The organism is Bacillus sp. AFS001701 (genome assembly GCF_002559405.1).
Classification (GTDB): Bacteria; Bacillota; Bacilli; order Bacillales; family Bacillaceae_G; genus Gottfriedia.
In genome coordinates, this window is the sequence record NZ_NTZO01000123.1 from 1 (window position 1) to 14295 (window position 14295).

Consider the following 14295-nt stretch of genomic DNA (forward strand, 5'->3'; position numbering starts at 1 on the left):
TTAAAACTATCTATCTAAAATTTGCTCTTAATATTTTTAATTTCCGAAAAACAATTACTGTTAATTGGTATATTTAAAATTGTTGAAACAAATCGTTAATTAATTTAACAAAATGAATTTTAACCTCTATACCATTCCACTAAATTTTGTTTTCCCTATTGATCGTTTTTATTTCAACACTCTGAAAACAATCTAATGTAAGATTGGGTTTTGCTTTTTCCTTTTATCCTTCTCTTCTCGATTCTTAAAGAGAAACCTTTATCTTATCTGTTAAATTAAATGTTTCACCATTAATTTCTAATGATACTGGTGGACCGTATTCCTTTGTGACTGTTATCGATTTTTTGGAAATTGTTATTTCAAGTCTTGCTCCTTGCCATAGGAAAGGAAAAATCATTTTATCCCAATTTGAAGGTAATTTTGGATCAATTTTTAAACGGTTTATGTCCATGGAGATATTTGCAAAGCCAAAGATTGCTACTAGCCAATTTGCTCCCATAGGCGCAGCATGAATTCCATCATCTGAAGATTTTGGATTCGGTCCTAAATCGATTAAACATCCTTCTTGAAATAATTGGTAAGACTCTTCCTGATAGTCACATCTTGCAGCAACAATTGCATGAATTGCTTTACTTATTGGAGAATCATGAACAGTACGCTCTTCGTAGTATTCTAAATTCTTTTTAGCGATTTCCGTTGAAAATAAATCTGGGAAAAGATAGTGCAACATGACAACATCAGCTTGTTTTAATACTTGTAGTTCATAAAGTTCTTGTAGGGAATAATCTAATAGAATTTCCCGACTTGCAATGGATTGTCTATATTCAGTTAAATCAATCTCGGGTTTACTTAAAAATGTATCATCTTGTGGGATGACATTTTCATCATTTTGGCTTGGTAAATATAATCGTTTTAAAAAATCAGTACATTTTTGCTTTAATTCTGCATCAGGATCATTGTATTTTCCCATATAATTTAACGCATTCTGCACATTATAAAAAGCCATGTAATTCGTATAAGCATTATTATCTACTTGATCTGTGTATTCGTCTGGGCCGATGACATTTTTAATCATTAAATTTCCATTTGTATCAGTTGCCCTACTCACCCAAAAGCGTGCAGTTTCTTTGAGTAGCTCAAGCCCATCATTGGCCATAAAGCTTTCATCCAGCGTATTTTCATAGTATTGTACGACAGCAAATGCAATGTCAGCTACAATATGTTCACTTGATTTTGCTAAATTTGAGCTTTGAACGATCTCGGTTTTTGTATTATTCGCTGAACCTTTTTGTATTTCTTCTTTTCCCGTAAAAGCACTTGCCCAAGGAAATAAAGTACCCTCATAACCTGATTGGTATGCATTTATTTTTGCTTCTTTAATATGATGATAGCGATATCTTAGTAATCTTTTAGCAATATCTGGTTCAGTAAATAAGTGAAACGGTGCAATAAACATCTCTGTATCCCAAAATATTAAACCATTATTGCCCTCACCGGTTAATCCCCTTGCGCATATACTCAATCGATCATCATGTCCAGGAGTCATTGCTTCTATGTGGTACAAAGAAAAATCAAGAGCTAACTGATCCGCTTGATCTTTTGATGTTATGACTACCCTTTTTTGTTTCCAAAAATTCTGCCATTTGATTGTCGTACTATTTCTCAAATTATCATAACCCTCTGATAAAAATTTCTGTACAGTATTAACACAAGCTGCAGAAGGATCTTCCCGTAACATATCATTAGAGGTATAAACAGAGCTAATTTTTGAAAACTCAACAGTTCGATCAACTACGAGATCTTGTGTAATTGAGGCTAGAAGCTGATTATTTAACGTAAAATATGATACTTCACTCTCATCAGGAGTTACACAGCATGTTGCGATCGCAATTTTATGTTTAGTCTCAGTAGTTTGATAAACGCCATGCATAATTCTATTATCTATTATTCTTACTAATTCTTCTGTAAGTTCATTCTTTTGTTGACTGACACACTCTGCATTAATACCTGTTTTTATTTTAAGCTTGGCATTACAATCTAAAGCTGTGACAGTAAGTTTTGAAGCAAGTAAATGTAAATCATCCTTTGAAACAAAACGCTGAAACAAAAAGTGGAATCGATTTCCATCTTTATTCTTCCAAATTACCTCTCTTATTAATTCGCCAGTCAGCATATTTAATTTTCGATCATAAAATGTAAATTGACCAGTTGCATTCGAAAAAATATCACCATTTATTTCAATTTCCATTCCAATTAAATCTGGAAGATTCACTATCTTTGTCGTTTGACTTGGAGATAACTGATTATAGATACCTGCTATATACATCCCCCTACTTTGTCCTTCATAGTCTTCCTCATGACAAGATCTCAAACCTAAGTAACCATTACCTAATGCCATTAAACTTGCATATTTATTAATTAATTGCTCGTCAAATTCTTTTTCAGTAATCATATTTACTTCATTCATATTGTTAAATTCTCACCTTTATAAAAATTCATATAGTAAAAGTTTGCAATAAATCATCTTATTTTAAACTTGATATTATAAAAATAGTGGCTGTTTTGTTAAAAAATAGGATTACTGACAATAAAAAAAATCGTGTCACTGTTTCCAACACGATTTTTTCTTACAGTTCTTTATTAGTTTTTTGCCAGAGTTAATTGCCAAGATACACCATATTTATCATTCACCCATACAAACTTTTCACTGAATGGATATGATTGTAAAGGCATTAATACTTCACCATCTTGACTTAATTGTTTGTATGCATTTTCAATTTCTTCATTTGTTTCACAAGTCACATATAATGAAACAGCTGGTGTAAACGTAAATTTATGTTTTACAGTACTATCAATGCACATAAACTGTTGGCCGTTTAATGTGAAAGTAGCATGGATTACTTTCCCTTCAAACTCACCCATATCTGCTCCATAACGCGTAATATTCACAACCTCTGAATTGTTAAATAGTGACATATAAAAATTCATTGCTTCTTCTGCTTGTCCTTCAAACATTAAAAACGTTGTAATTTTTTGCATTTAAGTCAACTTCCTTTTTCATTTATATTAAAAATTCATTCTTAAACAATTTTGGTTTAAAGTGATTTCATTTCTTTATTTAATTTGTTAAAAATACTGTGAAGATCCTCTTTAGAGATTGTTGAATATAAATCTCCAATACTAATCTCACAATAACAAACTTCCTCATTAACTGGTCTTAAGTTACCGGTAATACCAATTTTTGTTTCTTCATGAATCGATTGAAGTATGTTTTTAACCTTTTCGATCGGAGCATTAAAATGGACATGAAACATATTTGAAACAGGAATAGTTGGGACAGTATTGATTGCTTGGCAACTATTAAAAAATTTGGCTAACTCTACTGCATCTTCATAGTATTGCCCCATTTTATTTGCTCTTTGATCAAAATAGTAATTTGCACTTATTATGTAAGGATAAAGACTAATTAAATCTCCTCCATGTCTTCTTTTCCAAACTTTTGATTCACCGATAAAATCTCGGTCACCAGCAAGAATTGCTCCCGCTATTCCCCCGATGCCTTTATAAAATGACATATAAACACTATCAAATAAGCTACATAATTCAGAAGCTGTCTTATTATAGTATGGGAGAATTTCCATTAATCTAGCACCATCTAAATGCAATTTAATTCCCTTTTCACGGCAGTATGAAGAAATTGATTCTAGAGTTTCATATGATGGTAGTTGTCCACCAATTTCTCGTTGTGGTAATTCTAGTAATAAACAAGAGATTTCCTCATCCATTGCTAAAACATCCTCTAACTCAATAACACGACTTTTATCTGCTAGTAAAATAGGCTGTATATTATGTAGTTTTTTCAAACCATCTTCTTCATGAATTTCTAAATGTGATAAAGGATGATAAGCAACTTTATTGATTCCTTTTTGATCACACCAAATTCTTAATGCGATTTGCTGAGCCATCGTACCGCTTGGAAAAAACACTGCTGATTCCTTACCTAAAAACTCAGCCATTTTTTCTTGAAAATCTTCAATAAAATTCCCTGCTCCATAAAGATCGCTTTCTTCACTACCATTGAATTCGTTTAGTGCATCCTTTAGTACTTGGATATTTCTAAATCCATTACCCGCTAATTGTTGGTTTGTATTTTTAAATGATTCTATAAAAGGATTAATGTTATTCAAATTGAACTCTTCCTTCCGGCTATTTAATTTACTGTTATCCCACTTAAAAAAATTCTCCATAACGACCAATAAATCCTTGAATCTTATAAAATTAGTAAGTTAATCGATAGACTAAAAATCTTTCATTTTGATTTTTCGTATAAGCATCTGCTAATAGGATCTCTTGTTTTAATTCAAAGGCAGTCTGGTTTTCTAAAAAATAAATATAATCATCAGAGCTATAATACAAAATAATTTCAACATTTCTTTTTGATTGCTCAACTGAAATTAAAATATTATTTATTATATTCATAAAAATTTGGATTGAAAATGGATTAAAAAAATAGAAACAATTATCTAATGGATTAATTTGATAATCTTCAGCCAAGCAGCAATAAAACAGGATCTTGTCTTCGCTGGTCTTTGTTTTTTTTATGTAATTCTTTTTATTTTCAATCGCTTCATTATAATATTTTTCACTCATTTCAATCCCAACAACAGTAGCATTAAATAAGCTATTTATATAGAAATTTAATCTTCCTTTACCGCATCCGAAATCAACTATTCGGTCATTGCTTGAAAGTATGTAGTGTTTAAATAGTTGTTGTAAAGCGCTATAAGGAGTTGGCTCATATCGATGATAATGAAAAGATTCGTTAAATCCTTTTTGCTCCCCCTCTGTTTTTATATTAAGCAGGTTATCATAATACTTATCATCCATTTTTCCACGACCATTCGAACTAATATTTTGTAAGTATCTTTATCATACCGTTTCTAAATAGTTCAGTCTAACCTTGCAAAAAGAAGCGTGTTATTTAAACACGCTTTAATTTAAACTTCTTACCCGCTGCAATATATTGTAATAACGATAGATCGTCTTCAATAATCATTCCTATTACATTTACTTTCTCATCACTTGGTAGATTAGTAAGCATAATTTGTAGCTCACCTCCATATCTGCCATATAATTCATTATCAATTGTCACAGATCCAACTGTGCGAGTAATTGTATTTAGCGGCTTTAAACTATTCTTACCAAAGCTTCCATATCGTCTAGACTCCATAGATCGAATGACGTCACGTGCGGGATCTTCTCGATTCGTATGAACTTGCTCCACTATTGAAAGGATTTCTTCTTCTTGTGAATACGGTCTATATCTTAATTCAATAAAATCCTTTGTTTTTGAAAGAGCCTCTATCGTTTCTATTTTTATACTAATATCACCAACTAAAACTTTATCGATGTAACAGTTTTGAGTTAGGTCTAAGTAAGCTAGCAGAGGGTTAATTCCACGATGTTTTTCTAATGTAGGTAGTCCTTTAAAAAGTGGTCCTCTCATTACATCATTTCCAGGAATAAATGCCATTGTAGAAATTCCAACGCTTTTTAACCATTTGTTTTTTTCGATTAAATAAGTTGTTGCTAATCCGGTTTCTGGACGGGGATAAAAATTATGCCAAGCTTCTACATTTTTAGTTTGTAATTCATATTTAAGCAATTCGTCTAAAAATGCAGGCGTAAGTGTACTAGCATTAAGTGCAATCTTCATTTTTTTAGAAAGGTCTGCTATTTGTTTTTCATTTAATCCGTAATCTACTCGTAATCCAGTAACTCCCCAATTTTGTAATTCACTAACGGATGAGTAATCTAACCCTAGATGTGTAAGTGATTTAGCTGAAATATCTGCCATAAGCTCCATTTCATTTTGCATTGCCCATGTACCAAGTAGTTGAAGAAGTGATTTATAAGTTGAAGGGTCATCTTCTGGTATGTGTAACGATGTAAAAATTGATTGAAATCCATTTTCTTTTGCTATTTCGATATATTTTTTATTCTTCTCAATATTTTTTTCAGATAAATAGATTGATATACCTAGCATAGTCTCTTTCCTTCTTCCCACTATTAGATTTATACTATTTGGTTATCATTTTAAACTTTCGAAATAAAAAGTCAATATAACACATTAGAAATACGAAATTATATTTCATAACAAATTAATCTATTTCTAGTTTGTCTAGTCGTTTCCTATTAATCACTTAAAAACAAAAAAAGAAAGACAACATTAAGTTGCCTTTCTTAAGTTCATTATTACTTATAAACTACGATTGATCCAACTGATTTGTCAGTAGATTGACCATTAACTCGAACTTTTAAACCAAAGTGTCCGATGTTACGACCAGCATCTGGTAAGAATTCGTTATTGTAGTCTTTGCTATCATTAAATAATGAGATACCTTCTTGACTTGGAGATTTCAATTCTTCCCCTGTTGAATATGCAATGTTATAACCTGATGTTGGATTTAATCCGAATGCTGCATCCGCTACATGGAAACGAGCACTAGCTTCAGCGCCATAGTTCCATAATAAATTAGTATCATCGTGAGCATCTACAACACCTAAGAAACCGTCACCTGGGTGAATACCTGTCCAGTTTTCTGTAAAGCTATCATCGACATACCATACTACTAAACCGCCATCGTAGCTTAATAGAGAGTTTCCGCGTTTAATATGTGCTAAACCTTCGTCAGCACCTTTATGATTACGCCACTCTAATAAGTAGTAATGATTTGCATATTTATTTCCATCGAATTTTGAAAATCCTTTTAATGTAAATGGAGAAGTTGCATTTTCAGCACCATCATCAACAATTGTAGCGCCATCTGCTACTACTTTAATATTGTCTGCAAAGAAACCAACGTTTGAAGTACCCCAGTCAGTTGCAGAACGTAAGCGAAGTTGAATTTTTTTGCCTTTATATGCTGATAAATCAAAGCTTTGTGCTTCCCAACCATTTGATTTTCCAGTGAAACCAGGCATTGAATTTAAGATTGTTGGATATCCTTCAGCTACAACATCACTTCTAGTGTGGCTGTTTCCTAATGATTTCCAAGTAGCTCCATTGTCAGTTGAAACTTGAACAAATGCGAAATCCCATTGTTCTTCCATATCGTACCAAGCGTCAAACGTTAATGTTGCAGAAGCTTTTCCTGTTAAATCTACATTCGTTACCATGCTGTTATCCATTTCGTCTGCTTGTCCACCCCAATATTCATAAGTGCCAGCAGCCGGTTTATTGATTGGTAAAACTTTTTTCGGTAAATTCACTTGAATTGCTTGGTTGTTTTGACCTAGTGGTGAATTTGCTTGATCTAATAAGAATTGAGTACCTTTTGTAGATACATCTTCCCAATTTACAACAGTTGGGTTAGTCCATTTTCCACCTAAAGTTGATTGGAAATATGATTTTGCCCAAGGAGAGAAACCTGTTGGCTCTGTTCCAGGGATTTTTCCTGCCCAAGAACCAGCTGACATGATTGACCAATATTCAACAGCTTCACCAGCACCAGAGTAAATTGTATCGTACTCATCTGGTAATCCTAAATCATGACCATATTCGTGTGCAAATACACCTGTTGCACCGTCTTCTGGCATCATTGTGTAGTCATAAAAACCAGGTAAACCTTTTCCAAGTCCATCTGGATCAACGAATTTAGCAGAACGGTGAGACCAGATTGCATTGTCTCCAAGTGCTCCACCGCCAGCTTCTTGTCCCATACCTGAGTGGATGATTTGAAGGTGATCAACTAAACCATCTGGCTCCCAGTAGTTACCGTCTCCATCTAAATCATGTGGATCTTCTAAATCGTAATCTTGTAAAGGAACTCCTGCAGCTTTTGCAGCAGCATAAGCATCAATTACTAATTGTTTTGATCCACCTGGTGTTACGTTATCATGTCCAGTTTTAGAATCTTTTCCGTAATATGCTGCAGTTCCTGGTACTTTTAACCAGCCATATGCTTTACCATCAACTGTATAAGTTCCACCAGATTGTTGTTCATAATATTGTTTTTGTGAAAGGAAAGTTTCTCCGTTTGGACCTTTCACACCATTTTTACCAAAAATCATATCTTCATAGTGTTGTGTATTGTAATCAGTATAGTAATTGTCTGTATCTTCCTTCTTTAGGTTATTATGAGGAAAATCAGAATACTCTACCATTAATGTTAAAAGTTTACCCTTCTTTTGAACACCTGGTGAAGCTGACTCTTGAACTGGATCAGGAGTACCTTTTAATTGACCATATTTATTACCGTTTCCGTGTAATAGGCCATTATTGAAGTCTTTAAATTCACCGTGTTTAGCAGCATCTGCTTTTTTTACTTTGCTTGCAATTGGATCATTTTCTGTTACTTGATCCACTTGACCTTTAACCGCTAAATAACTTTGTAATGCAGCTTGTTTCTGTGCTTCAGAAGCATTAGCAGAAACCACACCACGTTTAATTAATGCATCTAATAACTTTTCGTCATTAACTAACGATAAATCTAAAGTACTTTTTGAATGCTTAGCTAATGCACTATGTACTTTACTTAAGCTTTCAGATGATGCTGTTTTTAATGGAATTCCAGAAAATAAAGTTCCGGCAACCATTACTGATGCAAAACTAGTTACTACAAACTTGTTCAAAATAAGCCCCCCTTAATAATTTTCAAAGTACATTTTAATAATATTCTAAAAATTCTAAGGATTATAGAGGGTTTTATTCATCAAATAATTACAAAATTCACAATATTTTTACAAAAAATTTACTATATATCATAGAAAAATGACGAAATTCGTCAGTTTTTATAACTTGCTTTTTCGACATTCCGTTCTTTAGTCTTATATTATTCTTTTAATCAAAATAGCACTTTAGCATTATTACAATAACATTAAAAATAGATTTAATAATGTAATACATGTAATTGTAACTATATACAAAAAAATCGCTCTTCAAATTTTGACATTTTTTTCCTGGTATTACAAAAAAAAGATAAGTAAAAGTTTTTTTACCTATCTTCCTTGACTAGATTCAGATTACCTTCTTAATTTGCCGGCTTCTTCACTATACTCATGAAGTTTACTAGATACTTTGTTACCGATTCGGTTAAAGCATATGACATATAATGAATCGATTATATTTTGTTGTGCCATTTTAGAAGCTATACTTCCTATTCGAATATCTTGTTCCATGTCAGGTGTGCATAGCTTGATATCAGCTTCCTTAAATAACGGAGACTTGCCAAGCTTAGTAATCGCAATGATCGTTGCTCCCTTTTTCTTAGCAAAACGAGCAAGCTCTAATACATCCTTTGTTTTCCCTGAATTAGAAACGGCAACAAAAATATCGCCTTCTTCCATATGACCTACTAAAGTGATTACCATATGAAAGTCAGGAGACATAATGGCATGGTAGCCAATTTTACCAAATTTATATGCTCCGTCCATAGCTGATACAGCTGAACCGCCTACTCCATAAAATATAATTTTCTTAGCTTTTACAATTTCTTCGGTTGCTTTATCTAATTCCCTTTTATCTAAAGTTGATACCGTCGCTTCAATAGCGGCTTTATTTACATAAGTTACTTTATTAAATAAATCATACGGTGTGTCTTTCTTATCCATTACAGAAAAATCATTAATATTCATTTCAGCTACAGTCAAATCTCGAACTAATGCTATTTTAAAGGCTTTAAAACTACCGATTCCTATTGTTTTACAAAATCTAACAACACTTGCTTCACTAGCTCCAGTATTGTTAGAAATATCTTTAGTCGTTAGGTTTGGTACTATTTCAGCATGATCCATTATATATACAGCGATTTTTTTTTCGGCTTGCGTAAATCGATCCATATAATTTTCAATTTTTGATAAGATTGTTAAATGTTTCATTTACTAAACACCTTTCTGCTAAAAAACATACAAAATACTATTATTCTCTATTATGAACCAAATGTTTAGAAAATCATATTAATAACCAAATTAAAGTTGTTTTTTAGTTCTTTCTACATTTAAAAATTTGTTAAAAATAAAAAGTGTAGGAAAAAATATTCCCCACACTTTTACTTTTTAATTAATTATTGTTGTACTGTAATTGTTTGTGGTGTTACGGATACTTTAAAACCATCTTTACTAGATACATCCGCAGATATTGTATACGTACCATTTGGAACAGTTGCTTCTGGAGTCCATTTTAAGTGGATTTCATTTTTATCTTGTATATCCATTGAATCAACTACATTACCTTTCGAATCCTTAATATAAATTTTCCAATTTACATTATTATTTGCAAATGCATTAATTCCTGCAGGAGTTTTTGCATTTACATTTTTATTTGGATATACACTGAAGTAGCTAACAAGCATTCCCTCGTTAATATAAGAAGGATCTCCCCAAACTGTATAGCTTTGGTTTAGTGCATAGTCTGCTCCTAATACTACAACGCTCTTTGGTTCTTCTTTTACTAGAGTAGATGTTTCACCTTGAGCTAATGGCTTATATTTGCCGTTATACCAAACGATCGCACCATTAAAGCCACTTCCAGCATCATCCGCTTTGAACGAGATTTCATATTGTCCATTTTTAGGTGTTACTTTTATATCTGAAACAACTGGAGCAACTGAGTCAATATGCAATGGAAGTTTTACGATTTGTGGCTTCGCACCATTATAATCAAGCGTTGTTTTGATTACATAGTTATAAACGCCATCTTTCACTACTTGTCCATTTTGATCTTTTAAATCCCAACCATATCCAGTATTCAAATAGTCTCTAAAAGACATAATGTTTTTACGGAATTTCCATGGCTTACCAGTATATTCACTAAAATCACCTAAGTATTGAAGTAATTCACCTTTATCATTTTCTACGTACATTTCAGTTTTAGCTAAGTTACGTAGCACTGTAAATGATGGATATACTTCTTTCAATGGAGTATTAGGAGACATTACAATTCGATCCATATTAAAACTTCCTGTTCTTGGATCATAACCTAATGGGAATACCCCTTCTGCTCCTATTTCATCATTCCAAAGAGTTGTATAGCCTAAGAATGCATCTTTCTCAAATGCTACTGGATCAATGTTTTTTGGCTGATTCCATTTTCCATAATATCCCATGTAAGGAACTGATAACGGTACTGCTGAATCACTATTATTTCCAGAAGGAACTAAACGTACGTAACCCTCGACAAATGAACCGTCTTTTAAGCTTGATGGAAGTTGAATCTGAACATCAAGATTTTTTTCTTGTCCTGGTTTAATTTTTAATGTCTTTCCTTCTGTGCTTGTTACTTTTTCGCCATTAACAGTTGCCGTAGCACCTTTGATACGCTCACTCTTTAATGTTAAATATTCTTTTGAATCTAACTTCCCATCACTGTCTAAGTCAAATTCTTTTGTTTCTCTGCCATCTGTAAATACATCTACATACACTTGATATTCCAAATCTTTTACATTCAGATTTTGAAGAGCTTCTGCATTTAATTTGAAGTGAATATTATTGTTAACTTCTTTTAGTGCCACTGCTCCAGCTTGTTCTAGTGGAGTTTTCTCCCTTGTCACAAGTACAGGCGTTTTAATTGCATTTTGAATTTGCATTAAACCAGATCCTTGAATACGTGGAGAATACGGTACTTCATTATTCGTACTAGGATCCTGTACTAGTTTAGAAGTATTCATTAAAGCAATTTTTGCTTTTAAAGCTGTACTTTCCGAATGTTTTAATCCTTTTTCATATAGCGATTGTAATACTAATGCCGAACCACCAGCAACATGAGGTGATGCCATCGATGTACCACTCATTACCTCATAGCTATTACCTGGTATCGTTGAGTAAATATTACCTCCTGGTGCAGATATTTCAGGTTTAAAGTCTAATGTATGTGGAGCCCCATATGAAGAAAAATATGACATCGTATTCTTATCTGGGTTATCAACATATACCCCTTTAGACGGTTTCATTTTTACAACATAACCACTTTTTAACTTAGTAATTAATTCATTCCCTATCGCTTTACTTGTTGTAGCTGCCTGAACATTAAAATAAGGACTCCAATAAACTAATGGATAGTCAATATCTTCATCAGCAGGAACAAGAAAGATTGCTTTTGCGTTCTTTTTCTTCGCTTCAGATTGAATATAATTGTAAGTTGCATACCTTGCATTTGGTTTTGCTACAACGATTTTTCCTGTTAAGTCAGGAAGATTTTTGAAGTCGGCCGTTTTACCTTCTCCAACATATACCATTTCATATGATTCTAATGGTGATAATACTTTTGATAGGTTAAAGTTATATTGTGATTGGTCTTGGTATGGAAGCTGTATTCCATTTTCCTCTTTTAGCGTACTCATATGTATACTTGAATTTTCATATGAAGCCACAGATAACGCAAAAGGACTTACACCTGGTTCCCCAACTGTACCAATATCCGGATTTTCAGCATATGGTTTTAAAGATGATTGCAGCAAATTATTCTGTGTACTATAAGCAGAGTTTCCACCGGCGACAATTACAAGCGTACCTTGCTCAGTTGCTTCACGTATTACTTTTTGAATTGGATCATCTTCTTCACTAACAAATCCTGAGTCAGTACCTAAACTCATATTAATAACATCTGCGCCCATCGTTACAGCGTGCTCGATACCTGCTATGATATCATCTTCATACGCACCACCGTTTCCGTTATCAGAGAATACTTTTTCTGCTAATAACTGAACACCTGGAGCAATACCTTCCACACCATCATTAGACTCATCTCCGTTTGCACCTACTGTACCAGCAACATGCATTCCATGCTCATTCCCGGCAACACGCGGAATAACATCTGTATCATGATCTGCCCAGTCATAACCTGTTGGAACTTTATCGCTATACCAAACATCTCCTACACTTGTTTCTGCAAGTTTACTTTTAATGTTTTCTTGATTCCATTTTTCTTTTGCTTTTCCTTTATCAGTGATTGTCATGTCTTTATGTGTATAGTCAATACCTGTATCGACAATTCCTACTAACAATCCTTCACCTTGATATCCGTAGCTTTGCCATACTTTTTGAGCTTGTACTAGTTCTTTACTTGCACCCATTGAAGGTTGGAACTTTCTTGCAATATGTACATTTGTTACGCCTGGTGTTTCTTGAATTTCTTTTAAGTTACGATATTCTGTCTCTAAACTAAAACCATTAAAACCTTCATAAAAGCGTTGATTTATTTTAGGTACGGATCTTTCTTTTGAAATCTTTGTGATGACTTGATCTTGCTTTTCTTTAAAGCGTGCTTTTTTAGTTTGAGTAGAATCATCAGAAGTTGTTGGTTGTTCAACCTCAACGATCACACGGACTTTTTCATTTGGTTTATAAGCATGAGCATCATTTAAATCTTTATAGCCAAATGGGTCTACAGCTTTTTCGCCAGTTTGTTTTTGTTCTTCAGTAAAAATCTTTTGACCCTGCTTTGCAATCTCATCTAAACTTGGCGCTGGCACTTGATTTTCATTTGTTCCTTCAGCAAATCCAGTTGATGTAAATAACATTGAAGCTAAAGTTGTCGTTGCAAGGACTTTGTAAGGAAAGCTTTTTCTTTTTTTCATCTTTAATCTCCTCTACAGTAAACTTTAATGTTCTGAATCTATTAAAATAAAAATAGATTCAAACAAAACTGATCCAATAAATTACTAATGCTTTATTAATAAATTTGATACTATACTAATTTTAATGACGTTAACTCTATAATCATAATGGGTTATTCAACCGGACTTTTGGCTTATTCAGTTTGGAGTGAACTTAAAGAATTCAAGTAGAAAAAAAGAGGTTTTTGACATATTCAGTCGAGGAAATTCGAAAAAAATTCATAAACTCGGGAAAATTACATTAATAGGTTGAGACATTTTAGGGTTATATTTGTTTATATTAAATAAAAGATGCAATTTATTATTTTCAATCGAAGTCTATTCTTTTTTAAATAGGTAAAAATATGGTATTGTTAGTAGTCAGAATAATCAGTTTCCACTATCTTTCCGACAGATTTCTACTTATTTTTCACCTGAGCATTGGTAGGATTGGTGAGTTAACTAAAATGGAGCATTTTTGTGTAAAAATTGTATTTAGCTTACCAATGAAGTAGATTACAGAAAAAATACTTCAATATAGGAAGTATTTTAATGGAATCAGATACACTTTGATTGTTTTTGATGTATTTTTTGGTTATGCCTTTGTTTTAATCGCTTTTTATTTGCGAATCTCCAATTTTAATTGGGATTTCATGATTTTAATTGCCGTTTTCCATTTTTAATTGCGATTCCACGTTTTTAA

8 protein-coding genes are annotated in these 14295 nt (G+C 32.8%); all 8 read right to left on the reverse strand.

What is annotated here, in order from left to right:
• Window positions 1-244 precede the first annotated feature (244 nt).
• Window positions 245-2467, reverse strand: coding sequence for a glycoside hydrolase family 65 protein (locus tag CN514_RS10160; RefSeq protein ID WP_098232467.1), 2223 nt, complete (start codon window positions 2465-2467; stop codon window positions 245-247).
• Window positions 2468-2640: 173 nt separating this feature from the next.
• Complete coding sequence (locus tag CN514_RS10165) at window positions 2641-3039, reverse strand: VOC family protein (protein ID WP_098232468.1); 399 nt, start codon at window positions 3037-3039, stop codon at window positions 2641-2643.
• A gap of 56 nt (window positions 3040-3095) precedes the next feature.
• Complete coding sequence (locus tag CN514_RS10170; RefSeq protein ID WP_286141628.1) at window positions 3096-4187, reverse strand: threonine aldolase family protein; 1092 nt, start codon at window positions 4185-4187, stop codon at window positions 3096-3098.
• 91 nt (window positions 4188-4278) lie between these two features.
• On the reverse strand, window positions 4279-4887 hold the full coding sequence (locus CN514_RS10175; RefSeq protein ID WP_098232470.1) for a methyltransferase domain-containing protein: 609 nt from the start codon (window positions 4885-4887) through the stop codon (window positions 4279-4281).
• A gap of 94 nt (window positions 4888-4981) precedes the next feature.
• A complete protein-coding gene (locus tag CN514_RS10180; protein ID WP_098232471.1) occupies window positions 4982-6046 on the reverse strand; it encodes a DUF871 domain-containing protein in 1065 nt (354 codons plus the stop codon).
• Between the two features lie 209 nt (window positions 6047-6255).
• Window positions 6256-8634, reverse strand: a complete 2379-nt coding sequence (locus tag CN514_RS10185; protein WP_098232472.1) for an immune inhibitor A domain-containing protein — start codon at window positions 8632-8634, stop codon at window positions 6256-6258.
• Window positions 8635-9024: 390 nt separating this feature from the next.
• The gene (locus tag CN514_RS10190; RefSeq protein ID WP_098232473.1) at window positions 9025-9879 is read right to left on the reverse strand and encodes a MurR/RpiR family transcriptional regulator; all 855 of its coding nucleotides are present in this window, start codon (window positions 9877-9879) and stop codon (window positions 9025-9027) included.
• Between the two features lie 185 nt (window positions 9880-10064).
• Window positions 10065-13574: a S8 family serine peptidase gene (locus tag CN514_RS10195; protein WP_098232474.1), complete on the reverse strand. Its 3510-nt coding sequence runs from the start codon at window positions 13572-13574 to the stop codon at window positions 10065-10067.
• Window positions 13575-14295: the final 721 nt, after the last annotated feature.

Bases quoted from the DNA above. Each gene is read 5' to 3' on its own strand.
- CN514_RS10195 (WP_098232474.1), bottom strand. From the start codon at position 13,574: ATGAAAAAAAGAAAAAGCTTTCCTTACAAAGTCCTTGCAACGACAACT.
- CN514_RS10160 (WP_098232467.1), bottom strand. From the start codon at position 2,467: ATGAATGAAGTAAATATGATTACTGAAAAAGAATTTGACGAGCAATTA.
- CN514_RS10165 (WP_098232468.1), bottom strand. From the start codon at position 3,039: ATGCAAAAAATTACAACGTTTTTAATGTTTGAAGGACAAGCAGAAGAA.
- CN514_RS10180 (WP_098232471.1), bottom strand. From the start codon at position 6,046: ATGCTAGGTATATCAATCTATTTATCTGAAAAAAATATTGAGAAGAAT.
- CN514_RS10175 (WP_098232470.1), bottom strand. From the start codon at position 4,887: ATGGATGATAAGTATTATGATAACCTGCTTAATATAAAAACAGAGGGG.
- CN514_RS10190 (WP_098232473.1), bottom strand. From the start codon at position 9,879: ATGAAACATTTAACAATCTTATCAAAAATTGAAAATTATATGGATCGA.